Below are 25,961 nucleotides of genomic sequence, written 5' to 3'. Positions count from 1 at the left end.
AGGAGTTTCGATTTGATGCGTTTAACCACATTGGTGCTGGCGATCGGCATGGCGCTGGGCTCGCAGGCACAGGCAGCAGAAACCCAACCTCACGCCGACCATAGCGCGCTGCCCAGCGGCCAGGCGAAGGAGGCTACCGTGACCGGTGAAGCCAATCAGCACGACAAGCAAAAGACTCAGAATCCGTTCTTCTATCAAAGCCGTCTGCCGTTCCAGGCGCCGCCGTTCAACCTGATCAAGGAAAGCGACTACGCGCCGGCGATCGAAGCGGGCATCAAGCAAAAGCGGGAAGAGGTGGAGAAGATCGCCAACAACCCGGCCAAGCCTAACTTTAAAAATACCTTCGTGGCGCTGGAGCAGGCCGGTTCGCTGCTGACGCGGGTGATGAACGTGTTCGGCGCCATGACCTCGGCCAATACCAGCGATGCGCTGCAGAAGCTGGATGAAGAAACCTCGCCGAAGCTGGCGGCGCTGAACGACGACATCATGCTCAACGGCAAGCTGTTCGCGCGCATCAAGGCCATCTATCAAGATCGCGATGCGCTAAAGCTGGATCCGGAGTCACGTCGGCTGGTGGAAGTCACCTATAAGAACTTCGAGCTGGCGGGCGCCAACCTGTCGGACGCCGACAAGGCCAAGCTGAAGGCGCTGAACCAGGAAGCGGCGACGCTGAGCACCCAGTTCACCAACAAACTGCTGGCGGCGAGCAAAAACGGCGCGCTGGCGATAACCGACCCGGCGAAGCTGGACGGTCTGTCCGAAGGTGAGCTGGCCGCGGCAGCGCAGGCGGCCGCCGAGCGCAAGCTGGAGAAACAGTGGCTGTTGGTGCTGCAGAACACCACCCAGCAGCCGCTGCTGCAGAGCCTGAAAGATCGCGATACCCGCAAAGCGCTGTTCGACGCCTCCTGGACGCGTGCGGAGAAGGGCGACGGCAACGATACCCGCCAGACCATTTCCCGACTGGCCAAGGTGCGCGCCGAGCAGGCCAAGCTGTTGGGTTACCCGAACTACGCCGCCTGGAAACTGCAAAACCAGATGGCCAAGACGCCGGATGCCGCGCTGAGCTTTATGCGCAACATCGTGCCGGCGGCCACCGCGCGCGCCGAACGTGAAGCCAAAGACATTCAGGCGGTGATCGACCAGCAGAAAGGCGATTTCAAGGTGCAGGCCTGGGACTGGCAGTTCTACGCCGAACAGGTGCGCAAGGCCAAGTACGATCTGGACGAGTCGCAGATCAAACCTTACTTCGAGCTGAACAACGTGCTGAACAACGGCGTGTTCTACGCCGCCAACCTGCTGTACGGCATCAGCTTCAAAGAGCGCAAGGACATTCCGGTCTACCAGCCGGACGTTAAGGTGTATGAAGTGTTCGACAAGGACGGCAAATCGCTGGCGCTGTTCTATACCGACTACTTCAAGCGCGACAACAAGGGCGGCGGCGCCTGGATGAGCAACTTCGTCGATCAGTCGAAGCTCAATGGCACCAAGCCGGTGATCTACAACGTCGCCAACTTCACCAAACCGGCGCCGGGGCAGCCGGCGCTGCTGTCGTATGACGACGTAATCACCATGTTCCACGAGTTCGGCCACGCGCTGCACGGCATGTTCGCCGATCAGGAATACCCGAGCCTGTCGGGTACCAACACCGCGCGCGACTTCGTCGAGTTCCCGTCGCAGTTCAACGAGCACTGGGTCAGCGATCCGAAAGTGTTCAGCCACTTCGCCAAGCACTACCAGACCGGCGAGGCGATGCCGCAGGAACTGGTCGACAAGATCAAGAAGGCCGACAAGTTCAACAAGGGCTACAGCATGACCGAGCTGCTGTCCGCCGCGCTGCTGGATATGCACTGGCACATGCTGACCGCCGATCAGCCGCAGCAGGATGTGGACAAGTTCGAGGCCGAGTCGCTGCAAAAAGACAAGGTGGATCTCAGCTACGTGCCGCCGCGTTACCGTTCCAGCTACTTCCAGCACATCTGGGGTAACGGCTACGCCGCGGGCTACTATGCCTATCTGTGGACGGAAATGCTGGCGGACGACGCCTTCCAGTGGTTCACCGAACACGGTGGCCTGACCGCCGAAAACGGCCAGCGCTTCCGCGACATGATCCTGTCGCGCGGCAACAGCCAGGATCTGGAGAAGCTGTACATCGACTGGCGCGGCAAAGAGCCGAGCATCGAGCCGATGCTGATCAACCGCGGGCTGAAGGACGAGTAAGTTCGTCCATTCCCGGTAAGCAAACAGAAGGGCGCATTATGCGCCCTTCGTCTTTTTGGCGTGGCCGACGCTCAGCGGTTCACCACCTTGGCCGGCAGGGCCACCACCAGCAGCGAGCTGAGCAGCAGGCAGCCGGCGAAGGCCCAGAGCGCGCCGCCGCTCTTGCCGGTCAGATCCAGCGCCAACCCCATCAGCGAATTGCTAACCAGCCCGGCGATGTTGGCCAGCGAACAGGCCAGCGCGAAGCCGGTCGCCGCCGCCGTGCCGCGCAGGAAGGTGGCCGGCAGGCTGAAGAACACCGGCACCGCGCCGATGATCGCCGCCTGGGCGATGGAAAACAGCAGCACCGTGGCCAACGCATTGTGGGTGAAGAAGGTGCTGCCGGCCATCGCCAGCGCGCCGATGATAAACGGCACGATGATATGCCAGCGCCGTTCGCGCAGCCGGTCCGAACTGCTGCCGATCAGCAGCATGCCGAGCAGGGCGGCGACGCTGGGGATCGCCGTCAGGTAGCCGATGGTGGTGATGTCGGTGACGCCGGCGGTTTTGATGAAGGTCGGCATCCAAAAGCCCATGGCGTAGGCGCTGAGCAGAATAGCGAAGTCGATGCCGCCGAGCATCCACACTTTCAGGTTGAAGAAGCCGTCGCGGAAGCTGTGCTTGCCGTGATCGGCCTCGGCGTCGTCACGCGCCAAATCGTCGGCGATGCGCTGTTTTTCCTCGGGCGTCAGCCACTTGGCCTGCTGATAAGTGTTAGGCAACAGCCAGAAGGTCAGCACGCCCAACAGCACGCTGGGAATGCCCTCCAGCAAAAACAACCACTGCCAGCCGTGCAGCCCGTGGCGCATGTCGAAATGGCCCATGATCCAGCCGGAGAGCGGCCCGCCGATCACGCTGGAGAGCGGCAGGCCGATCATGAACAGCGCGATGATGCGGCCGCGGCGATAGGTCGGGAACCACAGCGTCAGGTAAAAGAGCACGCCGGGCAGGAAACCGGCCTCCGCCACGCCGAGCAAAAAGCGAATGACGTAGAACTGGGTCGGCGTGGTGACGAACATGGTGGCGGTGGACAGCAGCCCCCAGGTGATCATGATGCGGGCGATCCACATCTTGGCGCCGACGCGCTGCAGGATCAGGTTGCTCGGCACCTCGAACAGAATATAGCCGACGAAGAACAGCCCGGCGCCCAGACCAAAGGCCGCTTCGCTCAGCTGCAGCGCGTCGGCCATCTGCAGCTTGGCCAGCCCGACGTTGATGCGATCGAGGTAGGCCGCCAGGTAGCACAGGCAAAGAAACGGGATCAGTTTCCAGGTGATTTTGCGGTACAGCAGCAGCGATTCTGCGTCCGCTTTCCCCGCCAGCGGGGTGTCGACAATGGCCATGATGTTGTCTCCAGGTGGTGCGTGTTGGCCTCCGCAGGAGGCGCCTGTTGTGTTTGCGTTGCATGGGCGCCGCCCTGTTTCGGGCGGTCGCGTGAGGCGCTGTTTGCGCCTTCGTTATTGTCGTTGCAGGTGAATCGTTGACTCATAACCGGTTCAGGTAGTCGAGCGCCTCCCGTTTGTGCACCACATCGCCGTATTTGCTGTCGATGTCGAACAGGTTGGCTTCGTGCGGGCCGGGGTGACGATCGCCGACGCACTCGCGCACCACCATGGCGCGAAAGCCGTGCTGCACCGCATCCACCGCGCTGGCGCGGATGCAGCCGCTGGTGGAGCAGCCGATCATCAGCAGCGTGTCGATCCCTTGCGCCACCAGCAGCGGCGCCAGCGCGGTGCCGAAGAAGGCGCTGGCGTATTGCTTGCTCAGCACCACCTCATCGGCCAGCGGCGCCACCGGCGGGCAGAACGCCGCCAGCGGGTTGCCCGCCACCATGTCTTTCATCACCGGCGCTTTCTTCACCCACAAGCCGCCATCGGCAAAATGGCCTGCATGATAGCGGATATGGGTGTGGATCACCGGAATTCCCGTTCGGCGCGCGCAGGCCAGCAGCTCGCGGCTTTCCTCGACCGCGCTCACCACGCCCGGCGCGAACAGCGGCGCGCCTTCGGTGGTGTAGGCCTGCATAAAGTCGATCGCCAGCAGCGCCGGGCGCCGGCCGAAGCCGATGCGCTGGCCCCAGACGCCGCGATAGTTGTCGCTGAGGGTGTCGTTCATTCTGCCTCCTCAATAAGCGCCGGACAGCAGGGCGCCGGCGCCGGGAACGATCGGTTCCAGCTCCAGCGCGGTCAGCATCGCGTAAGTGGTGGCGATGGCGGCGGTGATCACCGGTTTGCCGGTTTGGGCCTCCACCGTCGGGACGGCCGGCAGCGAAGGCATCTGCACGCAGGCGGACAGCACGATAGCATCGACCTCGCGTAAGTCCATCTCGGCGACGATCCCCGGCAGCCTGGCCGGATCGTGCCGGCCGACGTCGAGGTTGTCCGGGATCTCCAGCGCGCGCCATACTTTGACCTCGATGCCTTCGTGCTGGATGTAGTCCACCACCAGCTGGGTCAGCGGTTTCATGTAGGGCGCCACCAGCGCGATGCGTTTGGCGCCGATCACCTTCAGGCCGTTGACCAGCGCGCCGGCGCTGCTGATGACCGGCGCGGCGGCCTGATTGTCTTTCGTCACCTGCGCCAGCCGGGCCTGCGATTCGCGGTGGTAACCCAGCCCCATCGCCATGATGGCCACCAGGCAGGCGTAGCCGAGCACGTCGACCCGCGCGTCGGACAGCTCCAGCGCGCAGCGATCGGACTCGGCGTCCATCGCCGCCAATTCTTCTTTATTGACGTGTTTCATGCGCATGCGGCTGGAGTGAAAGGTGAAACGCTCCGGGCGTATCAGTTGGCGCGCGCCCAGCATTGCCGGGATCTCGGTTTCCATCGTGGTGTTGGAGCTGGGCACGATCTGGCCGATGCGGTAGTGGTTGCTCATGTCGGTGTTCCTCAGTTAATCCAGAAAATCGCCCAGGGCGCGGAAGAAGCCGTCGAAATCGTCCCACGGGATCATGTGTCCGGCGTTCTCGACCTCGACGATGGCGATCTCCGGCTGCAGCGCGCGGATCTCCGCCCGGTCTTCGGGCTGAATGACGCCGCCTTTGCCCGCGGCCATCAGCAGCGTCGGCATGGTCAGCTGCGGGTAGTCGCGGTGGCTGTCCACCTGATGAAAATCGTCGTAGGCGCGTTGGATCGCCGGCTCGTAGCAGGTGTGCAGCCACTCGGCGCGCAGCTGGCGCTGTTCTTCGCTCCAGGTTGGGCAAAAGGCGCGCATCTGCTCGGCGCTCATGCCCGGCAGCGACTGCCGGATGGAGTCGGCGTACCACGGCCATTGGCCGGGATAGGCGCGGCGGCCGGGGCCGGAAACCGGCGGATCGACCAGCACCAGCCGTCGCACGCCGTCGGGCTGCAAAGCGGCGGCGCGCAGGGCGAAGCGGGCGCCCATCGAATGGCCGAGCAGGGCGTAACTGCCCAGGTTCAGCGCGGCGGCGAAGGCGTTGACGTCCTGTGCGCAGGTCTCTGCGTCATAAGCCAACTCCGGGCCGCTGGACGACAAACCGCGGCCGCGCACGTCGAGCACGTAGACGTCGTATTTTTCCCCCAGTCGCTCGGCGACGAAGCCCCAGGTGATCGCTGGGCTGGTGATGCCGGGGACCAGGATCAGCGCCGGGCCGTGGCCGCCGTAGCGCAGGTAATGTTGGCGAATGTCGTTGGCGTGAACGTGGGCGCCGTAGAGGAAGGTGCTCATGCGGCGTTCTCCGATTTCAGCGCTTGCGCGTACAGGTCATAGCCGTAGACCCAGGCCGGATCTTCCTGGGTGCGCAGGAAGGTGTTGGCGTTGGACACCGCCTGCACCCTTGATGCGCGCTCCTTGCGGTTGGCTTCATACAGCTGGAAGGCGGTGCGGTAGTCGCCGAGGCCGGTTTCCTGCAGACAGCGGGTCAGCATGGCGGCGTCTTCGATCGCCATCGCCGCGCCCTGCGCCATGTGCGGTTTCATCGGATGGCAGGCATCGCCGAGCAGCACCAGGCGGCCTTCGCTCCACAGCGGCAGCGGTTTGCGGTTCAGCAATGGCCATTTGGTGACCTGCTCGCTGGATTCGATCAGCGCCTGCACGATCGGGTGGTAGCCGGCGAAGGTCTCGAACATCTCTTCGCGGCTGCTGTCGATGAAGCTGCCCTGGAAATCCCAGGCCGGGTGCGGGACGCCGCTGACGTAGTAATACTCGTCGCGCCGTTGGGTGGTGTAGTAGACCATCAGATGGCGATCCGCCGACCACCACTTTACGCAGTCTTCGAACGTCAGATTGTATTTCGCCAGCTTCTCGCCGCGGATCAGCGCGCGGTGGGCCACCCAGCCGCTGTAGGTCGGCGCTTCAGCGCCCAGCAGGTGCTCACGAATGCGCGAATTGATGCCGTCGGCGCCGATCACGATGTCGGCGTGGGCCGAGGTGCCGTCGACGAAGTTCAGCACCACCTCGTCACCGCGATCTTCAATTTTGCTCAGGCATTTGCCGAAGTGCAGGGTGCCGGGCTGCAGCGCGGAGAGCTGCAACGCCTGCAAATCGCCGCGGTGTACCGTCACATAGGCGGCGCCGTACTCCCGGCGGGCGAAGGCGCCCAGTTCGATGCGCGACAGGTAGTCGCCGCTTTCGGCGTCGCGGCTGAACCAGAAATCGGGATGAGACGCCATCTGCTCCAACCGCTGCTCAATACCGAGGCGGCGGAAAATCTTCAGTACGTTCGGCCCCATGTGAATGCCTGCGCCGAGGCGTGAGAACGCCGGGCTCTGTTCATACAGATCGACGGTAAAGCCGGCTTTTTGCAGCAGCCCGGCGGCAGCGGCGCCCCCCAGCCCGGCGCCGACGACGGCGATGCGTGGTTGTTTGCTCATCATGTTTCCCCTGTCTGTTGGCTTTTTTCAGCGTAGGTCCAACGCATGGCTGGACGATCGATTTATAGTGCACACGCTAGATAACGCAAAGTTGCAAAAGTGTTAAATCAGATCTTGCTCACGCTAATTGACGGCGTATTACTGTTAAGCTCATGTTAATCACAGGATTGACGCGGGATGAAATAGGACTTTCTTATGGTGGATATTCGCAGCTTGCTTTCCTTTGCTTTTTTGACTTAGATAAAACGAGTGTGTTCACTTTAAATTGTTTGAAAAATAACCGTCGCCTTGCGGGCGTCGGTCACCCTTGACGAGACAGGAGACAGGCCATGGCGGTCAATGAAACCCAGTTGTTACAGCTGTTCGAGCAGGTGCTTACGCTGTCGAAGGTCGATGCTTCGCAGAGCGTGGCGATTTTGAAAAGCCATTATTCCGATGCGCGCACGGTGCGCGCCGCGACCGACGCGGCGCTGCGGCTGGGCGCCAAGGTGTATGCCGTCGAACTGCCGGCGTTCAACCATCCGCGAGCGATGGGCAACGACATGACCGCCTATTGCGGCGATACCGCGCTGACCGGCAATCTGGCGGCGCAGCGTGCGCTGGAGGCCGCCGACCTGATCGTCGATACCATGATGCTGCTGCATTCGCCGGAGCAGGAACAGATCCTGAAAACCGGCACCCGCATCCTGCTGGCGGTGGAGCCGCCGGAGGTGCTGGCGCGCATGTTGCCCAACGCGGAGGACAAGGCGCGGGTGCTGGCCGCCGCCGCCGTGCTGGAGCAGGCGAAGCTGATGCAGGTAACCTCCGCCGCCGGCAGCGATTTCCGCGCGCCGCTGGGGCAATACCCGACGGTGACCGAGTACGGCTATGCCGATGAACCGGGGCGCTGGGATCACTGGCCGAGCGGTTTCCTGTTCACCTGGCCAAATGAGGAGCAGGCGGAAGGGGTGCTGGTGCTGGAGGTCGGCGATATTTTGCTGCCGTTCAAAAGCTATGCGCGCGAACGCATCACGCTGGAGATCGAAAAAGGGTTCGTCACCCGCATTCACGGCGGCTTCGAGGCGGAATACCTGCGCGAATATATGAAATACTTCGACGATCCGGAGGTGTACGGCATCTCGCACATCGGCTGGGGCCTGCAGCCGCGCGCCCAGTGGACGGCGATGGGCCTGCACGACAAGAACGACGGTATGTGCATGGACGCGCGCGCGTTCTACGGCAACTTCCTGTTCTCCACCGGGCCGAACACCGAAGTGGGCGGCACGCGCAAAACGCCTTGCCATATGGATATCGCGCTGCGCCGCTGCGACATTCGCCTCGACGGGCAAACGGTGGTGGCGGACGGTGAAGTGGTGGCGCCGGAGGCGTCGCGCGTGCGCCGGGCGTAATCGTTGCTGCCAACGGCGGGGGTTTGTACTATTCTCGTGGATTCCATAGATGGTGAGAGTAACGCAATGACGCCCCCCGAATACCCGTCAGCCGTGAGCGGCCAACCCGAAAATTATCATTTTACCGAGCAAGTCGGGCACCTGCTGCGCAAGGTTTATCAGCGCCACGTGGCGATTTTCCAGCAAAACGTCGGCGATTCGCAGCTGACGGCGGTGCAGTTCATCACCCTGTGCGCGGTGCGCGATATGGGGCCGAGCTCGCTGACCGAGCTGGTGCAGGTGACGGCGGTGGATCAGGCCACCATCCGCGGCATCGTCGAACGGCTGAAGGCGCGCGATCTGATCACGGTAACGCCGGATCCGATCGATCGGCGCAAGGTGGTGGTCGGCCTCACCGACGCCGGCGGCGCGCTGCTGGCGGAAACGGTGCCGCAGGCGGCGAAAATCACAGAACTGACGTTCGGTACGCTGAACCCGGCCGAACGGATAGCGCTGATATTCCTGCTGAATAAAATGCTGGAAGAACCTGCCACCGGCTGATTCGCCCGCGCAACGTCGGTTGCCTGGTGGTCGGTGGCGAGAGGCCAGCCCATAAGATCATCACGTGCAGGCGGAGACGCGAACAATGGCGATATCTGAAGTGCAATCGCCCAGGGACGGCGCTAAAACCACGCTGACGGAGCATCCGCTGATGCTGTCGGTGAACGGCGAACAGCTTCATGCGCAGGTGATGGCGGATACGCCGCTCTTGCTGGTACTGCGCAACGATCTGGCGCTCAACGGTCCGAAATACGGCTGCGGTCTGGGCGAATGCGGTGCGTGTACCGTGTTGATCGACGGCGTGGCGGCGCGCTCCTGCGTGATCCCGGCGTTCGGCGTGTCCGGCAGGGCGATCGTGACCCTGGAAGGACTTGGCGATCGCCAGCGCCTGCACCCGGTGCAGCGTGCCTTTATCGAAGAGCAGGCGGCGCAATGCGGCTACTGTCTCAATGGCATGATCATGACCACCAAAGCCCTGTTGGATCGCAATCCCGCCCCGAGCGAGGCGGAGATCCGTCAGGCGCTGTCCGGCAACCTGTGCCGCTGCGGCACCCATCTCGAAATCCTGCGTGCGGTTCAGCGCGCCATCATTCTCTGCCGCGATGAGGACGCCCACGCCCATGACTGATTCCCGTGTCCCATCGCCGAGCCAGGCCGACTTGCTGCAGCGCGACGGCGTGCTTCTGATCGTCGACAGCGTGCAACCGCCGCCGGGGCTGGTGCCCAAGGGGCAAACGCCGGTGCTGAAGCCCAAAGAGCAGGGGCTGTTTATCGCCCTGTGCGGCAGCGGCGAAATCTATGCCTTTAACGGCCATGTCGATCTCGGCACTGGCGTGCGCACCGCGCTCGGGCAGATCGTCGCCGAAGAACTGTACCTGCGCATGGATCAGGTGCAAATGGTGTTGGGCGATACCGAACGCGCGCCGAATCAGGGCGCCACCATCGCCAGCGCCACGCTGCAGATCGCCGCCGTGCCGCTGCGCAACGCCGCCGCCGAGGCGCGCCGTTGGCTGTTGCGCCAAGCGGCGCAGCGCTTCGATGCGCCGGTGGAACAGCTGACGCTGAAAGAGGGCGTGATCCGCAGCCCGCAGGGGCAGGCGCTCAGCTACGCCGAGCTGGTGGCCGGCGACCATGTCGAACTGCCGATTTCCGGCGACGCGCCGCTGAAACCGCAGGCGGAATATCGCCTGGTGGGCACCAGCGCCGCGCGCGTCGATATTCCGGCCAAGGCGACCGGCGAAACCACCTACGTACACGATATGCGCCTGCCGAACATGCTGCATGGCCGGGTGGTGCGGCCGCCCTATGCCGGGTACGACAGCGGCGAATTTGTCGGCACCAGCCTGCTGGCGGTGGACGAAACCTCGATCGCGCATATTCCCGGCATCGTCAAACTGGTGGTGATCGGCGATTTCATCGGCATTGTCGCCGAGCGCGAAGAGCAGGCGATCAAGGCGGCGCAGGCGCTGCAGGTCAGTTGGAAAGACTGGCGCCGCAATTTGCCGCAGATGACCGACGTGGCGCAGGCGCTGCGCGACAATCCGCACTCGACCCGGGTGGTGCACGATACCGGCGATGTGGACGCGGCGCTGGCGGCGGCCGACAGGCGTTTCACCCGCAGCTACCTGTGGCCGTATCAGCTGCATGCCTCGATCGGCCCTTCCTGCGCACTGGCGGACTACCGGCCGGAGCGCCTGCAGGTCTGGTCAGGCAGCCAGAACCCGCACCTGCTGCGCGCCGATCTGGCCTGGCTGCTGGAGTACCCGGAAGCGCAGATCGAGATCGTTCGCATGGAGGCGGCCGGTTGCTATGGCCGCAATTGCGCCGATGACGTCTGCGCCGACGCGGCGTTGCTGTCGCGCGCGGTGGGCAGGCCGGTGCGGGTGCAGCTGACCCGCGAACAAGAACATGTGTGGGAACCGAAGGGCACGGCGCAGCTGATGGAGGTGGACGGCGGGCTGGACGCCGCCGGGCACCCGGTCGCCTACGATTTTCGCACCTATTATCCTTCCAACGGCGCGCCGACGCTGGCGCTGCTGCTGACCGGCCGGGTCGAACCGCTGCCGGTGGCCTATGAAATGGGCGACCGCACCTCGGTGCCACCTTATGAGTATCCGGCGCTGCGCGTCAGCATCGAGGACATGGCGCCGATCGTGCGCGCCTCCTGGATGCGCGGCGTTTCCGCCTTGCCGAACACCTTCGCCCACGAATCTTATATCGATGAGCTGGCCCACGCCGCCGGCGTCGATCCGCTGGAATATCGGCTGCGCTATATCCATGACGAACGCGCCAGTGAACTGATGCGCAGCACCGCAGAACGCGCCGGCTGGACGCCGCACACCGAACCGATGCAGACCCCGGCGGAAGACGGCGTGCTGCGCGGGCGCGGCTTTGCTTATGCCCGTTACATCCACAGCAAGTTTCCCGGCTTTGGCGCGGCCTGGGCCGCCTGGGTGGCCGACGTGGCGATCGACAAAGCCAGCGGCGAAGTGGCGGTGACGCGCATCGTGGTCGGCCACGACGCGGGCATGATGGTTAACCCGGACGGCGTGCGCCACCAAATTCACGGCAACGTATTGCAATCGACCAGTCGGGTGTTGAAAGAGCGCGTGACCTTTGAGGAATCGACGGTCTCCGCCAAAGAGTGGGGGGCTTACCCGATCTTGACCTTCCCGGAGGTGCCGGAGGTGGACGTGGTGATGATGCCTCGCCCTTACGATCCGCCGCTGGGCGCTGGGGAGTCGGCGTCGGTGCCCAGCGCGGCGGCCATCGCCAACGCGGTGTTCGACGCCACCGGCATTCGTTTTCGCGAGCTGCCGATCACCTCGGACAAGCTGCGTGAGGCGCTGAACGGGCCGGACGCCGAGCGGCAGGCCGCGCCGCCCAAGAAAAAGAAGCGCGGCAAATGGTGGTTCGGCGGCGCGGCGGGGCTGTTCGGTGCCGTGCTGGGCATCGCCGGCAGCGCCTTGCCGTGGCGGGCGGAGATCTCGCCGGTGGCGACGCCCGGCGCCGGCACCTGGTCGGCCGCCACGCTGGAGCGCGGCCGTCAATTGGCCGCCGCCGGAGACTGCGCGGTTTGCCATACCGCGTCGGAAGGGGCGACCAACGCCGGCGGGCTGGCGATGGCGACGCCGTTCGGCACGCTCTACAGCACCAACATTACCCCGGACGTGGCAACCGGCATCGGCAACTGGTCATTTACCGCATTCGATCGGGCGATGCGCCAAGGCATCGCCCGCGACGGTCGCCACCTCTATCCGGCATTTCCTTACACCGCCTTCAGCAAAATGACCGACGGCGACATGCAGGCGCTGTACGCTTATCTGATGTCGCAACCGGCGGTGCGCCAGAGCAACCCGGCCAATCAGATGCGCTTCCCGTTTAACCTGCGGCCGCTGATGGCGGGCTGGAACGCGCTGTTCCTGCGCCAGGGGGAATTTCAACCCGATCCGCAACAAAGCGCGCAGTGGAATCGCGGCGCCTATCTGGTCAACGGGCTCGGCCACTGCGCCGCCTGCCATTCGCCGCGCAATCTGCTGGGGGCGGAAAAGGGCGGCGCGGCTTTCCTGGCGGGGGGGATGGTGGACGGGTGGGAAGCGCCGGCGCTGAATCAATTGGCCAACGCGGACAAACCCTGGACCGAGGAACAGCTGTTTCAGTACTTCCGCAGCGGGCATTCCGCCGAGCACGGCGTGGCGGCCGGGCCGATGGGGCCGGTGGTCAGCGAACTGGCGACGTTGCCGCAGAGCGATCTGCGGGCGATGGCCAACTATGTGATGTCGCTGAGCGCCAAGGCGACGCTGAATGTGGAACCGCAGGCGCAGTTGGCGGCCCGCGCGTTGCCTGCGGGTCAACTGGCGGGCGAGCGGTTGTTTCAGGGCGCTTGCCAGGCCTGTCACAGCGCCGCCGCCGGCGGGCCGCAGTTGTTCGGCGTCAGCCCGGATCTGGCCAATAACACCAATATCTTCAGCGATCGCCCCGATAACCTGATCAAGGTGATCCTGCAAGGGATCCCCAAACCGGCCACCGCCGAATTGGGCTTTATGCCGGGCTTTAAGGACAGCTTTTCCGATCGGCAGGTGACGGCGCTGGTGAATTATCTGCGCCATCGCTATGCCGGCGACAAACCGGCCTGGCGCGACGTGGAGGCTCAGGTGGCGCGGCTGCGCGCAGAGCCGGGCACGCACTGAGCCGCCTCAGGCTTGGCGCAGGAATGCCACCAGCCGCTGCGCCGGCAGCGGCAGCTGCGCCAGGTCACGCACCGCGATCGACAGGCGCCGGGTCGCCCACTCGTCTGTCAACGTCAGTGCGCTGTGCCGAATTTGCGGATGGCGTTGGGCGCTCTCTTCCGGCATCACCGCCAGCCCGGCACCGCGCAGCACCATGCGGCAGATGGCGTCGAAATGAGCCGCGCGCGCCCGCAGCCGCATCGGGCCGCCGCTGCGTATCGCCAGCTGTTCCAGATGCTGTTGCAGCGCACTCTCTTCCGGCAGGCCGATGAAATCAAAAGGCAGGGCGTCCGCAAAGCTGAGCGTGCGGCGGCCGCTGAGCGCATGCCCCGGCGGCAACGCCAGCACCAGACGATCCTGGCGAAAAGGGTAGCTTGCCAGCCCACGCAGATCGGCGTGATCCGCCGCGATGCCGATATCCGCTGCCTGTTCAGCGATCGCCTGCGCGATGGCCGGGCTGGGCAGCTCCTCCAGTACAATATCGGTATGCGGGTGCAGCACCAGAAAATCCGCCAACAGCTCCGGCAGAAAAGCGTCGGCGGCGACGGTATTGGCGACGATGCGCAGCCGGCTGCGCTGGCCCGGCGCGAACTCGGCCAGGTCGCCGCGCAATCGCTCACGCTGCTGCAATAGCACTCGCGCGTGATGCAACAGGCGCTCACCGGCGGGCGTCGCCTGGACGCCGCGCGGATTGCGCGTCAGCAGCGCTACGCCGGCCTGTTGCTCTAGCCCGCGCATGCGGGCGCTAGCGGCGGCCAGCGACAGCCCAACGCGCTCGGCGCCGGCGGTGATGCTGCCGGTCTCGAGCACCGCCGCCAACAGCCGCAGATCGATAAAGTCAAAATGCATGCGTTTTCCCTCTGTCTTTGCCGCAGGCAGGCTCTGCCATTGCCGCATTGTGCCGCGCCATACCGCCGGCCACAATCGAGCCGTTGATTCGCCATAAGGATAGACGCATGTCGCTGACGCTACTCGAGATTATCGCCCTGACGGGCATTTTTACACTGGCCGGCACGGTCAAAGGAGCGATCGGTCTGGGGCTGCCGACCGTGTCGATGGGGCTGCTCAGCCTGATGATGCCGCCGGGTCAGGCCGCCGCGTTGCTGTTGCTGCCTTCGCTGATCACCAACCTGTGGCAGTTGCTGCGCGGGGCGCGGCTGGGGGCGCTGTGCCGCCGGCTCTGGCCGATGATGCTGTGCGTCACGCTTGGCACGGTGTTGAGCGCGGGGGCGCTCACTGCCGGCGACGGCCGCCTGGCGCCGCTGGCGCTGGGCGTGTGTCTGATCGGTTATGCGCTGCTGGGTTTTACCCGTTTCGACTGGCGCGTTTCCGCTGCGGCGGAACCCTGGTTGGGGCCGCTGTGCGGCCTGGTGACCGGTGCGCTGACCGGCGCCACCGGAGTGTTCGTCATTCCGGCGGTGCCTTACCTGAATGCGTTGGGCCTGGCGCGCGACGATCTGGTGCAGGCGCTGGGGCTGTCGTTCACCGTCTCGACGCTGGCGCTGGCCGCCGGTTTAGCCTGGCATCAGGCGCTGCCCGCCACGCTGCTCGGCGGTTCGCTGTTGGCGCTGTTGCCGGCGTTGGGCGGCATGTGGCTGGGGGAGAGGGTGCGTCGTCATTGTCGCCCGCAGCTGTTCCGCCGCCTCTTCTTTATTGGGTTATTAATCTTGGGCGTTGAGATTATTTGGCGATTCAATTAATTGAATCGATAGCATGCGCGTGTAATTAGGTTCGATATATTATTCTGGGGTTTATTTTAATATGATGAGTTGCAATGTTTAGAACACACTTTTCTTATTGGTTTTTTTCATGGAATACAGGGTGGTTATGGATTGTTATTAGTGTGTTTTACATTTGCCACTGCAGCTGTTTTTAATGACTGTAAAACCAGTAAACCCATAGGAGAGTATTTATGAAGGAAATTTTAAGCAGCCAATTCGATGCGGTGTCAGGTGGACGGCAGGATCGAGATAGGAGTGGAAAAAGAGCGTCTGATAACGGAGATGGGGTATATGATGAATAGATATGTTGTTTTTATAAAGAGTGATGAATCAAAAGTGCTAAAAAAGGAAGTGGTTACGCGAGAAATAATTAAAGTCATGAAGCAGAAGGGGTTCAGAAAGCATCATATCGAAGTAGAGGCTGAGAACGAAAGCGATGCCATTAAAAAATTAAATAAGAACAGCAATGATTATTTGGATTCATTGAGAGGTTTTTCAGGTGATTTATTGTTCTGTTCTATTTTTGTTATTGTTATGACGATCGTCTATTTTGCTACGATGAAAATGAGTTAGAAGTAGATACTGTAGGATTTAAAAAAATAAAAAAGGCTTGTCGAACTGGATCTCTCGGATTTTCTCTGGATATGATACTGCTATTGGGTGAAGCATACGTTCATAAAAATTTATTGGCGCCAGGAATCACTCAGAAGATTTAAAGGTGTTTATTTTAATAGTTTCATATCCTCTCACCAAAATTAACTGACCTTCAGCTTATTTTATTGTCAATACAGTAGTCTGTGAATTTGAATGTTAGCTATCACTAAGGGACGCTGCTCATGTTTCGCCAGGAAGCGATCGAGAATCAGAAAATGAAGTGGCGTGGCAGGGCGCTCCTGCTACCCGGTATTCCCGTTTGGGGCACGACAGGGCTCTGCCTGTTTTTCTTCATCGCCTTTCTCACCTTCGCGATCGCCGGTACTTATACCCGGCGGGTCAACGTGACCGGCGAGATCAGCACTTATCCGCGCGCCGCCAACGTCTATTCCGCCGTCCAGGGGATAGTGGTCAAGCAATTCGTCACCGAAGGGCAGGTGATTGCCGCTGGTGCCCCCATTTACCAGATCGACGTCAGCAAGAGTACCCGTAGCGGTGTGATCAGCGACAACCAGCGCCGGGATATCGACGGCCAGCTGGCACGCATTGCGCAAATCATCAACCGACTGGAAAGCAGCAAGCAGGCCACGCTTATCATGCTGGAACAACAGAAGGCGCAATACACCGCTGCATTCACCCGTTCCACCGATATCCTCAAACGCGCCCAGGAAGGGATTCGCATCATGAAGGAAAACATGGAGAACTACCGGCACTATCAGACCAAGGGGCTGATCAATAAGGATCAGCTCACCAACCAGGTGGCGCTGTATTACCAGCAGCAGAACAACCTGCTGGGCCTGTCCGGCCAGAACGAACAGAATGCGCTGCAGATCACCGCGCTGGAAAGCCAGATCCATATCCAGGCTGCCGAATTCGACAACCAGATTTACCAGATGGAGCTGCAGCGCTACGAGCTGCAAAAAGAGCGGCAAAACATAGATGCCACTGGCGATATTATCGTTCGCGCGCTGGCCGGCGGCCGTATCGATTCGCTGAGCGTCACGGTTGGCCAAATGGTCAACGTCGGCGACAGTCTGCTGCAGATTATCCCGCAAAACATCGATCGCTATGCCCTGGTACTGTGGGTGCCCAACGACGCTATCCCCTACATCGCCGCCGGCGATAAGGTCAATGTGCGCTATGACGCTTTTCCGGCGGAGAAATTTGGCCAGTTTGCCGGTACGGTGGCCGTCATCTCCAAAGCCCCGGCCTCGCCGCAGGAAATGCTGACCTATCAGGGAGCGCCCAAAGCGGCGCTGACCGCCGCCGTGCCGTACTACAAAGTGATCGTCATGCCGGAGAAACAGGCCATTGCCTATGACGGTAAACGTCTGAGCCTGGAAAACGGCATGAAAGCGCAAAGCACCCTGTTTCTGGAAAAAAGGAAGATTTATCAATGGATGCTGTCGCCGTTCTACGACATGAAACACAGCGCGACGGGGCCAGTCAATGAGTAGGGCCACATTCAAACAACGGGTCAGCCAACTGGATCTGCGGTTGCGCCACCGGGTTTCGATGGTGCACCAGACCGAGTCGTCGGAATGCGGGCTGGCCTGTCTGGCGATGATCTGCGGTTATTACGGCAAAAATATCGACATGATCGCGCTGCGCCGGCAGTTCAACCTGTCAACCCGCGGTGCAACGCTGGTTGGACTGACCGGTATCGCCGAGCAATTGGGGTTGAGTACCCGTCCCCTGTCTCTGGATCTGGACGAACTCGGCGCGCTAAAACTGCCCTGCATTCTGCACTGGGAATTCAACCATTTTGTGGTGCTGGTCAGCGTCAAAGGCCACCGCGCAGTGCTGCATGATCCGGCGCGCGGGCGCCGGGCCGTCAGCCTGACGGAACTGTCGCACAGTTTCACCGGCGTAGCGCTTGAGGCCTGGCCTGGCAGCGAATTCACCGCCGACAGCGTCCGCCATCGCATTCATCTTCGCACGCTGATCGGCAGCGTGCATGGCCTCAAGGGGGCGCTCGGCAAAATTTTTTGCCTGTCTCTGGTATTCGAAACCATCAACCTGGTGATGCCCATCGGCACGCAGCTGGTGATGGATCATGCTATTCCTGCCGGAGATCGCGGGTTACTGTCGCTCATCTGCGCCGGATTGATGCTGTTTATCTTGTTGCGGGCCGCCATCGGCATGGTGCGGGCATGGTCAGGATTGGTCATGGCGACGCTTATCAACGTTCAGTGGCAGTCCGGGTTGTTCACCCATCTGCTGCGCCTGCCGCTCGGTTACTTTGAACGTCGTAAGCTGGGGGACATTCAGTCACGCTTCGGTTCACTGGATACGCTGCGCAGCACTTTCACCACCAGCATCGTCGGCGCCATCATGGACGGCATCATGGTGATCGGTGTGCTGGTGATGATGGCGCTGTATGGCGGCTGGCTGACCTGGGTAGTGCTCACTTTCACTGCGCTTTATGTGTTGATGCGACTGCTGACCTACGGCTATTACCGTCAGCTGTCTGAGGAGGCGCTGGTGAGAGAGGCTCGGGCCGGCTCGTATTTTATGGAAACGCTGTACGGTATCGCTACCGTCAAGATGCAGGGCATGGCAGAACGCCGCATCGCTCACTGGCTAAACCTTGAAATCGACACCATCAACACGGGGATCCGCGTCACCCGAATGGACATGCTGTTTGGCGGGATCAACACCTTTATAGCGGCGTGTGACCAGATCGTCATTCTGTGGTTGGGAACTAGCCTGGTGATCGATAACCAGATGACCCTCGGTATGTTCGTGGCGTTCGGCGCCTTTCGGGGGCAGTTCTCCGACCGAATCGGGTCGCTGACGGAATTTTTGCTGCAGTTGCGCATGATGAGCCTGCATAACGAGCGCATTGCCGATATCGCCCTGCATCCGCGGGAGGAGCGTAAACCCGATCACCCTTACACGGCGGGCCTGCAACCTTTGGGATTGACGACCCATGCCCTGAGCTATCGTTACGACAGCCAGTCACCGGCTATCTTTGATGGCCTGGACATCAGCGTTGCGCCGGGCGAAAGCGTGGCCATCGTGGGCCCGTCCGGCGCCGGAAAAACCACGCTGATGAAGGTGTTGTGCGGACTGTTTACCCCGGCTGCAGGGCGGGTTGAGGTGAACGGCGTCGATATCCGGCAGCTCGGCATCAACAACTACCACAAAATGATTGCCTGCGTGATGCAGGACGACAAACTGTTCTCCGGCTCAATCCGCGAAAATATTTGCGGGTTCGCGGACAAGATGGATGATGCCTGGATGGAAGCCTGTGCCCGTGCCAGCTATCTGCATGAGGTGATCATGCGCATGCCGATGGGGTATGAAACCCCGATCGGCGAGTTGGGGGAAGGGTTGTCCGGCGGGCAAAAACAACGGCTATTCATAGCCCGGGCAATCTACAAGAAACCGGCTATTTTGTTCCTGGATGAGGCCACCAGTGCGCTGGATAAGGAGAGCGAAGCTGCCGTGAATCAGGCAATTAAGAGACTCAATATCACTAAGCTGATCATTGCCCACCGTGAAACGACCATTGCGTCGGCAGATCGGGTTATCCATATTGGATAAGGGGGGATATCACCTGCGCCACAAGCCATTTACATTGCTTTTCTCCCTAAAAACCCAATAAGTGGCGATGGGGCAAGGCTATTTTTACTGCTCGCTTCCGCTTTCAATTTACGGCGCGGCGCATTGCGCGATATTCTGGTTTTCTGATGGGCTAACGGCGGATGAGGGAACCATGACAGACAGCCAGGCATTTGAACAACAAAGCCTCGATAATCTGCTGAGCTATTGGCGGCGCCACCGCCGCCTGCCGGGCGCGCGTTATCCGGCCGGCCCGACCGACACCCTGTGCGACGTGCCGGGCGTCAGCGTCGGGCATCACACGCTGGCCGACGGCGAATGTCAGACCGGCGTCACTGCCATCGTGCCGCCGGGCGATCTGTTCAACCAGCCGCTGCCGTGCGGCAGCGCGGTGCTCAACGGCTTCGCCAAGCCGCTGGGGCTGGTGCAGCTGAACGAACTGGGGGTGCTGCAAACGCCGATCCTGCTGAGCAACACCTTCGCGGTCGGCACGCTGTTCAACGCCATGGTGCGGCGCAGCTGCCGGCGCTACCCGCAGATCGGCCGCGGCAGCGCCACCATCAACCCGCTGGTGCTGGAGTGCAACGACGGCTACCTCAACGATATTCAGGCGATGGCGGTGCGTGAGGAACACGTCTTCAGCGCGCTGGATAACCATTCCACCCGCTTTGCGCGCGGTAGCGTCGGCGCCGGGCGCGGCATGAGCAGTTTCGGCTTGAAAGGGGGCATCGGCACCGCCTCGCGCTATTGCCCGGGGCTCGGCACCGCCTCGCGCTATTGCCCGGGGCTCGGCACCACGCTCGGCGTGCTGGTGTTGGCCAACTTCGGCACTCTCGACTCGCTGACGCTGAGCGGCGTGCGCGTCGGCCAGGCGCTGGGCAAGCTGTTGGCGGATCCGCCGCCGCAGGTGGACGCCGGTTCGGTCATCATCATCATCGCCTGCGATCGGGCGCTGGACAGCCGCCAGCTGAACCGCATCGCCCGCCGCGCGGGCGCGGGCCTGGGGCGGGTGGGCAGCCATTGGGGGCACGGCTCCGGCGACATCGCGCTGGCGTTCTCCACTCGGTTACTGGGGGCGACGCTGCCGGACGAACGGCTGGAGCCGCTGTTCGCGGCGGCGGCGGACGCCACCGAATACGCGGTGCTGGATGCGTTGCTCAGCGCCGAAGGCGTCAGCGGCTTCGAGCAGCATGCGCGCGTGGCGCTGGGCCCGCTGCTCGATCGGCTGGCAGCGGGCGGCATAACCTGACGGCAGGGCTGACGCTTGGTGTGCGCTAAATGAAGGGCGCCACCGGTTTTTTCAGCTTATTCTTCCTGCCAAGCGCTCTTAACGGCATTTCAATGATTCTGTAATTGAATTCCGACATCAGCAGCGTTGCGACCAAGAAAAACGCCAGGTACAGGGCGGTGTGCAGGCCGTCGTAGCGGGTAGCGGCGGAAAAGAAGAGGATTTTGGTGAGGGACAGTGCGACCACATGAGTTAAGTAGATAGAGTACGAGCGGGAACCGATGTAATCGCAAAACACGCGCACGGTGGGATGACTTGAAAAGCAACCGCGGTTATAGCTGGCGAGTAACACTAAAAAGCCGGAAACCACGGCGGTGATACCGACCGAAAAACTGAGGAACGGTTGAGGGCTGGAAAGCAAAGCCAGCAAGAGCAACGCGATCATGAAAGCCCCGGCGCAGAAGGCTTTGCTCTCAAGCAGTCTGGGATAGGGACGTGACGAGGGGGCGTTATGTGCAAAGATTGCAATAATGACCCCCAGTGCGACCGCATCCGTTCTTAACGGCCACATGACTGGCGTTGCCGCGTTCAATGTTCTCGGCAAGAAAACTTGGATGATAAAAACGACGAAGAAAAAGAGCGCAAGCTTCCTGTCAGTCAAGAAGAAGGCGAGAAGGGGTAAGAGCAGATAAAACTGATTTTCTAAAGACAGGCTCCAGTAAATGCCTAGTTCGCCGCAGGTGCCTGCGGGCCGACACTCGATAAAGTAAAAGTTCTGCGTTTGAGTAAGGGCATGCAACGCCGAAGTGAACATGTTCTCAAAGGGAATAATCTGGCCTTTCCCGCCCCAAATAAAAGCCAGCAACAGAACGATAAAGATCCAAAAAATAGCCGAAGGCATGAGTCGCCAAAACCGTTTTTTCCAGAATGGCACGGTAAAGTTGGCAAAAGCACTGAGGCTTTTGTCTTTTGGCACCGTTGACAAAATTGACGAGGTGATAATAAAGCCCGATACGCAGAAGAAGAGATCGACGCCGCTGCCGAAGCGTGCATAGTCCAAAATTCGCCAGTAGAGCGAATCCGGGCTGAGTATCCCCGCGACATGCGCCAGAATGACGAAAACGATCGCGACGGTTCTTAATACTTCGATATCATGATTTTTTTTTGATATGGCGGATTGCTGCATGAAAAACATCCAAAATGAACCAAATGGTGACGATGTATTTTGGTCGGGAGTATATCCTATTCCAATGCCGGGAGCGTAAACCTGAAGGCAATGCAACGAATTGTTGTTCGACGAGCACAGAAGCCATGCACGGCGTTGCTCAGATTTTTGGCCAGACGGCGATCCGATAACAGCACACCGTTGAACCGCACGATTCTCCAATAGAAAATCCCTCTTCAACATTAAGCCTACTGGATAATAGGCTACGCTAATTATTGCTCTGTTGTGCTATGTCACCTGACCGGCGCGGCAAGCCATTCCCATAATTAGCGCTGTTTCGCCGAAGGCAGTGACGCCTTCGGTTTTTTTGGAGTCATGAGCAATGAGCATATCCCAAGTTCCGCTTTCGCGGCGGCGGTTTATCGTCGGCGCCGGGGCGTTGGTGATCGGCGCCTATCTGCCGTCCACCGGCGCGCTGGCGCGCTCGAACGCCCCGGCCGCCGCCGGCGCGACGGCGTTTGACGCCAACGCCTTCGTCCAGATCGGCGCCGACGGCATCGTCACCGTCATCAGTAAACACACCGAAGTGGGCCAGGGGGTCTATACCGGCATGGCGACGCTGGTCGCCGAAGAGCTCGACGCCGACTGGGCGCAGGTGCGGGTCGTGGCCGCGCCGGTGGACACCGCCGTCTACAAGAACCTGGCGTTCGGATTCCAGGGCACCGGCGGTTCCAGCTCGGTGGCCAACGCCTATGAACAGATGCGGCGCATGGGCGCCATGGCGCGCGCGCTGCTGGTGCAGGCCGCCGCGCAGAGCTGGAAAACCTCCGCGCAGGAAATCACCGTGCAGGCGGGCAAGATCCGCCATGCCGCCAGCGGGCGCGAAGCGGGTTTCGGCGAGTTCGCCGAGTTGGCCGCCACGCTGCCGCCGCCCGATCCCGCCAGCCTGGCGCTGAAGGATCCGGCCAATTTCACCCTGATCGGCAAAACGCGCGGTCTGCACCGCGTCGATTCACTGGCGAAAACCAACGGCAGCGCGCAGTTCTCGCAGGATATCCACGAGCCGGACATGCTGACCGTCACCCTCAAGAAACCGCCGCGCTTCGGCGGCAAGGTGGCGACGTTTGACGCCGACCGTGCGTTGGCGGTGCCGGGCGTGGTGGCGGTGAAACAGGTTGCCACCGGCGTGGCGGTTTACGCCAAAAACACCTGGGCGGCGATCCAGGGGCGGGATCGGCTTAGGGTCACCTGGGACGATGCGCAGGCGGAGCGACGCAACACCGAGGAAATCTACGCCGAATTCCGCCAGGTGGCGCAGAAAACCGGCGTAGTGGCGAAGAGTCTCGGTAAGCCGGACGAGGTGTTCGACAAGGCCGATAAGGTGATCGAGGCCGAATACACCTTCCCCTACGTCGCTCACGCGCCGATGGAGCCGCTGGACGGCTATCTGTTCTGGGACGGCGAAAGCGTCAAGGCGCGCTACGGCTGCCAAATCCAGACGCTCGACCACAAGCAGCTGTGCGATCTGTTCGAGCTGCCGCCGGAGAAGGTGCAGATTGAAACCATTCTGGCGGGCGGCAGCTTCGGCCGGCGTATCGATCTGGGCAACCCGACGCTGGGGCCGGATCTGGCGGCCGACATGGCGGCGGCCGCCAAGGGCATCGGCCCCGGCCACGGCGTGAAGGTGGTATGGACGCGCGAGGACGACATCCGCAACGGGTGGTATCGCCCGATGATCCTGCATCGCCTGCGCGGCGCCATTCGCGGCGGCAAGGTGGTGGGCTGGACCGATACCGTAGTCGGCCACTCCTGGACGCGCCACAGCGCGATGGATGCGCTGGTGGTCAACGGCCTCGATCAGATGATGGTCGAGGGCGCCAGCGAGGTGCCTTATACCTTCGAAGCCTTCCGCTGCGATGCACATATCGTGCCCGGCAAGGTGCCGACCACCTCGCTGCGGTCGGTCGCCAGCACCCACACCGGCCACGCGGTGGAGAGCTTTATCGATCAGCTGTTGCAGGAAACCGGCCAGGATCCGGTCGAAGGGCGGCTGGCGCTGATGGGCGATGCGCCGCGTGCGGCGGGCGTGCTGCGCGCGGTAGCGAAAGCCGCTGACTGGCAGGGTGCCAAGGTGGTGGACGGACGCGCGCGCGGCGTGGGCGTCGCCAAGGCGTTCGACACCTATGTGGCGCAGGTGGCCGAGGTGTCGATCGGCGAAGGCGGCATCCCGAAAGTGCATAAAGTGTGGTGCGCGGTGGACTGCGGCGTGGCGGTGAATCCCGATGTGATCCGCGCGCAGATCGAGGGCGGTATCGGCTACGGCCTGAACCTGGCGCTGTACGGCAATATCACGCTGAAAGACGGCGTGGTCGAACAGTCCAACTTCAATAATTTCCGCCCGCTGCGCATCAATGAGATGCCGGAGGTTGAGGTGATCATCGTGCCCTCGACCGAGAAACCGACCGGCGTGGGCGAACTGGGGGTGCCGACCATCGCTCCGGCGGTCGGCAACGCGCTGGCGCTGCTCGGGCGGCCGCGCGCCTCGCTGAGCCTACCGCTGCATAATCCCACTGCGAATCCGGCGTCTGACAAGGAGAGAACCTGATGATTCATTTAACCGTAAACGAGCAGCCGCTGACCTTCGAGGGCGATCCGCACATGCCGCTGCTGTGGTTTTTGCGTGACGAAGCCGGCCTGACCGGCACCAAGTTCGGCTGCGGCATCGCCATGTGCGGCGCTTGCACCGTGCATTTGGACGGCGTGCCGGTGCGTTCGTGCATGACGCCGGTCTCCGCCGCCGCCGGCAAGAAAATCACCACCATCGAAGCCGTCGGCGCCACGCCGGAAGGCAAGGCGGTGCAGGAAGCCTGGCTTGATCTGGACGTGGTGCAGTGCGGCTACTGCCAGTCCGGCCAGATCATGAGCGCCAGCGCGCTGCTGGCGCAAAGCAAGAACCCGAGCGATGCGGACATCGACGCGGCGATGGGCGGCAACGTCTGCCGCTGCGCCACCTATGTGCGCATTCGCGCCGCCATCCACCAGGCCGCCAAGGCGTTGGGTTAGGGAGAGACGTGATGAGCAACGCCTTGAAAGGGCTGTTATGGCTGATTATCGCCGTGGTGGTGTTGGCGGGAGGATACGCGCTGTATACCCTGCTGCGGCCTGCCGGCGCGGAGCCTGCGGCGCCGATCGCCGGGGCGCCGGCCGGCATGACCGATAAACTGGCGCGCGGCGAGTACCTGGCGCGCGCCGCCGACTGTGTGGCGTGCCATACCGCGCCGGGCGGCGCGCCTTATGCGGGCGGCTTCGCCTTTAAACTGCCGTTCGGCACCATTTACGGCACCAACATCACCGCCGACAAGGAAACCGGCATCGGCAACTGGAGCGACGATCAGTTCGTGCGCGCGGTGCGTGAGGGCATCGGCCCGCAGGGCAACCTGTACCCGGCGATGCCGTACACCTCGTACACCGGGCTGAGCCGCGACGACGTGCTGGCGATCAAGGATTATCTGTTCAGCCTGCCGCCGGTGAAACAGGCCAACCCGCAAAACGATCTGTCGTTCCCGTTCAACCAGCGTTGGGGCATGAAATTCTGGAACCTGGCGTTCTTTCAGGAGCAGCGCTTCGCGCCGGATCTCAACAAGGACGAGCAGTGGAACCGCGGCGCTTATCTGGCGACGGCGCTCGGCCACTGCGGCGAGTGCCATACGCCGCGCAATCTGGGGTTCGGCCTCAACCAGAGCAAGCACCTGAGCGGTGAAGTGGTGCAGGGCTGGTTCGCCGCCAACATCACGCCGGACAAACAGACCGGCATCGGCGGCTGGAGCGACCAGCAGCTGTCGCAATATCTGGCCACCGGTCATGCGCCGGGGCGCAGCAGCGCCGGCGGCCCGATGGCGGAAGCGGTGGAAAACAGCCTGCAGTTCCTGACGCCGGAAGATAATCTGGCGCTGGTGAAATACCTGCGCGATATCGAGCCGATCGCCGGCGACGGCGCCGCAGCGGTGAACTTGCAGCCGAAGGGCGCGGGGGCTTCCACGCCGATCCTGCCGGGCGGGCAAGACAGCTCGCTCGGGCGCCGGGTGTTCGCCAACGACTGCAGCGGCTGCCACCAGTGGAACGGGCCGGGCCGCCAGAGTGAGTATGCGTCGCTGGTCGGCAGCACGGCGGTGAACGATCCGCAGGGGCGCAGCGTGGTGCAGGCCATCCTGAAGGGGACAAGCATCAGCGTCGGCGAGCGGCATGAGATGATGCCGGCGTTCGGCAGCGCGTATTCCGACGAGGAAGTGGCGGCGGTCGCCAACTTTGTGGTCGGCCATTTCGGCGACAAGCAGGGCAAGGTCACCGCCAAACAGGTGGCGGAGCAGCGCAAGCAGTAACG

At 62.1% G+C, this 25,961-nt stretch carries 20 protein-coding genes; 13 read left to right on the top strand and 7 right to left on the bottom strand.

The features are described 5' to 3' along the window. Positions 1–15: 15 nt before the first annotated feature. Positions 16–2,217, top strand: a complete 2,202-nt coding sequence (gene dcp / locus ACJ8M3_RS06340; protein ID WP_089197012.1) for a peptidyl-dipeptidase Dcp — start codon at positions 16–18, stop codon at positions 2,215–2,217. 71 nt (positions 2,218–2,288) lie between these two features. Here dcp and ACJ8M3_RS06335 read toward each other — a convergent pair whose 3' ends face one another. From ACJ8M3_RS06335 to ACJ8M3_RS06315, 5 genes are all read right to left on the bottom strand, one after another. Further along, the gene (locus tag ACJ8M3_RS06335) at positions 2,289–3,599 is read right to left on the bottom strand and encodes an MFS transporter (RefSeq protein WP_016927840.1); all 1,311 of its coding nucleotides are present in this window, start codon (positions 3,597–3,599) and stop codon (positions 2,289–2,291) included. Between the two features lie 142 nt (positions 3,600–3,741). Continuing rightward, positions 3,742–4,371, bottom strand: a complete 630-nt coding sequence (locus ACJ8M3_RS06330) for an N-carbamoylsarcosine amidohydrolase (protein WP_033634448.1) — start codon at positions 4,369–4,371, stop codon at positions 3,742–3,744. A 9-nt stretch (positions 4,372–4,380) separates the two neighbouring features. After that, positions 4,381–5,133: a maleate cis-trans isomerase family protein gene (locus ACJ8M3_RS06325; protein ID WP_016927838.1), complete on the bottom strand. Its 753-nt coding sequence runs from the start codon at positions 5,131–5,133 to the stop codon at positions 4,381–4,383. A 15-nt stretch (positions 5,134–5,148) separates the two neighbouring features. Beyond that, positions 5,149–5,943, bottom strand: a complete 795-nt coding sequence (locus tag ACJ8M3_RS06320) for an alpha/beta fold hydrolase (RefSeq protein WP_046686995.1) — start codon at positions 5,941–5,943, stop codon at positions 5,149–5,151. Beyond that, positions 5,940–7,091, bottom strand: a complete 1,152-nt coding sequence (locus ACJ8M3_RS06315; RefSeq protein ID WP_033645813.1) for an FAD-dependent monooxygenase — start codon at positions 7,089–7,091, stop codon at positions 5,940–5,942. The genes ACJ8M3_RS06320 and ACJ8M3_RS06315 overlap by 4 nt, the downstream gene beginning before the upstream one ends. A 326-nt stretch (positions 7,092–7,417) precedes the next feature. Here ACJ8M3_RS06315 and ACJ8M3_RS06310 point away from each other — a divergent pair, with 326 nt between their 5' ends. The 4 genes from ACJ8M3_RS06310 (at position 7,418) to ACJ8M3_RS06295 (ending at position 13,206) form a co-directional block, all read left to right on the top strand. Beyond that, on the top strand, positions 7,418–8,476 hold the full coding sequence (locus tag ACJ8M3_RS06310) for a 2,5-dihydroxypyridine 5,6-dioxygenase (protein ID WP_089197013.1): 1,059 nt from the start codon (positions 7,418–7,420) through the stop codon (positions 8,474–8,476). Positions 8,477–8,542: 66 nt separating this feature from the next. Beyond that, complete coding sequence (locus ACJ8M3_RS06305; RefSeq protein WP_028128198.1) at positions 8,543–9,016, top strand: MarR family winged helix-turn-helix transcriptional regulator; 474 nt, start codon at positions 8,543–8,545, stop codon at positions 9,014–9,016. A gap of 85 nt (positions 9,017–9,101) precedes the next feature. Further along, a complete protein-coding gene (locus ACJ8M3_RS06300; protein WP_046686997.1) occupies positions 9,102–9,644 on the top strand; it encodes a (2Fe-2S)-binding protein in 543 nt (180 codons plus the stop codon). Beyond that, entirely contained in the window at positions 9,637–13,206 is a 3,570-nt protein-coding gene (locus ACJ8M3_RS06295) for a molybdopterin cofactor-binding domain-containing protein (protein ID WP_089197014.1), read from the top strand. Before ACJ8M3_RS06300 ends, ACJ8M3_RS06295 begins: the two co-directional genes overlap by 8 nt. A gap of 6 nt (positions 13,207–13,212) precedes the next feature. On the opposite strand, the gene ACJ8M3_RS06290 is transcribed toward ACJ8M3_RS06295, so the two are convergent. After that, on the bottom strand, positions 13,213–14,094 hold the full coding sequence (locus ACJ8M3_RS06290; protein WP_089197015.1) for a LysR family transcriptional regulator: 882 nt from the start codon (positions 14,092–14,094) through the stop codon (positions 13,213–13,215). 107 nt (positions 14,095–14,201) lie between these two features. On the opposite strand from ACJ8M3_RS06290, the gene ACJ8M3_RS06285 reads away from it, so the two are divergent. The 5 genes from ACJ8M3_RS06285 to ACJ8M3_RS06265 all read left to right on the top strand — a co-directional run bounded on the left by ACJ8M3_RS06285 (position 14,202) and on the right by ACJ8M3_RS06265 (position 20,436). Beyond that, positions 14,202–14,945 carry a sulfite exporter TauE/SafE family protein gene (locus tag ACJ8M3_RS06285; protein WP_033642997.1) on the top strand — a complete coding sequence of 248 codons (744 nt, stop codon included), beginning with the start codon at positions 14,202–14,204 and terminating at the stop codon, positions 14,943–14,945. Positions 14,946–15,260: 315 nt separating this feature from the next. Beyond that, positions 15,261–15,539: a hypothetical protein gene (locus ACJ8M3_RS06280; protein WP_069100763.1), complete on the top strand. Its 279-nt coding sequence runs from the start codon at positions 15,261–15,263 to the stop codon at positions 15,537–15,539. Between the two features lie 263 nt (positions 15,540–15,802). After that, complete coding sequence (locus ACJ8M3_RS06275; RefSeq protein ID WP_060660749.1) at positions 15,803–17,077, top strand: HlyD family secretion protein; 1,275 nt, start codon at positions 15,803–15,805, stop codon at positions 17,075–17,077. Further along, positions 17,070–19,169 carry a peptidase domain-containing ABC transporter gene (locus ACJ8M3_RS06270; protein ID WP_089197016.1) on the top strand — a complete coding sequence of 700 codons (2,100 nt, stop codon included), beginning with the start codon at positions 17,070–17,072 and terminating at the stop codon, positions 19,167–19,169. Before ACJ8M3_RS06275 ends, ACJ8M3_RS06270 begins: the two co-directional genes overlap by 8 nt. A 172-nt stretch (positions 19,170–19,341) precedes the next feature. Continuing rightward, positions 19,342–20,436, top strand: a complete 1,095-nt coding sequence (locus ACJ8M3_RS06265) for a P1 family peptidase (protein WP_442514629.1) — start codon at positions 19,342–19,344, stop codon at positions 20,434–20,436. A gap of 25 nt (positions 20,437–20,461) precedes the next feature. On the opposite strand, the gene ACJ8M3_RS06260 is transcribed toward ACJ8M3_RS06265, so the two are convergent. Continuing rightward, complete coding sequence (locus ACJ8M3_RS06260) at positions 20,462–21,601, bottom strand: acyltransferase family protein (protein WP_047026160.1); 1,140 nt, start codon at positions 21,599–21,601, stop codon at positions 20,462–20,464. A 361-nt stretch (positions 21,602–21,962) separates the two neighbouring features. On the opposite strand from ACJ8M3_RS06260, the gene ACJ8M3_RS06255 reads away from it, so the two are divergent. The 3 genes from ACJ8M3_RS06255 to ACJ8M3_RS06245 are packed head-to-tail and all read left to right on the top strand — an operon-like array spanning position 21,963 to position 25,959. Next, positions 21,963–24,185 (top strand): xanthine dehydrogenase family protein molybdopterin-binding subunit, encoded by a 2,223-nt coding sequence (locus tag ACJ8M3_RS06255; RefSeq protein WP_089197018.1) that lies wholly within the window; start codon positions 21,963–21,965, stop codon positions 24,183–24,185. After that, the gene (locus ACJ8M3_RS06250) at positions 24,185–24,643 is read left to right on the top strand and encodes a (2Fe-2S)-binding protein (protein ID WP_046687003.1); all 459 of its coding nucleotides are present in this window, start codon (positions 24,185–24,187) and stop codon (positions 24,641–24,643) included. Before ACJ8M3_RS06255 ends, ACJ8M3_RS06250 begins: the two co-directional genes overlap by 1 nt. 11 nt (positions 24,644–24,654) lie before the next feature. Beyond that, positions 24,655–25,959, top strand: coding sequence for a c-type cytochrome (locus ACJ8M3_RS06245; RefSeq protein WP_089197019.1), 1,305 nt, complete (start codon positions 24,655–24,657; stop codon positions 25,957–25,959). Positions 25,960–25,961 lie beyond the last annotated feature (2 nt).

This window comes from Serratia sp. CY55921 (genome assembly GCF_052167655.1).
GTDB lineage: Bacteria > Pseudomonadota > Gammaproteobacteria > Enterobacterales > Enterobacteriaceae > Serratia > Serratia ureilytica.
The sequence above is the reverse complement of the archived record's forward strand: the minus strand, read 5'-3'. Positions and strand labels throughout refer to the sequence as shown.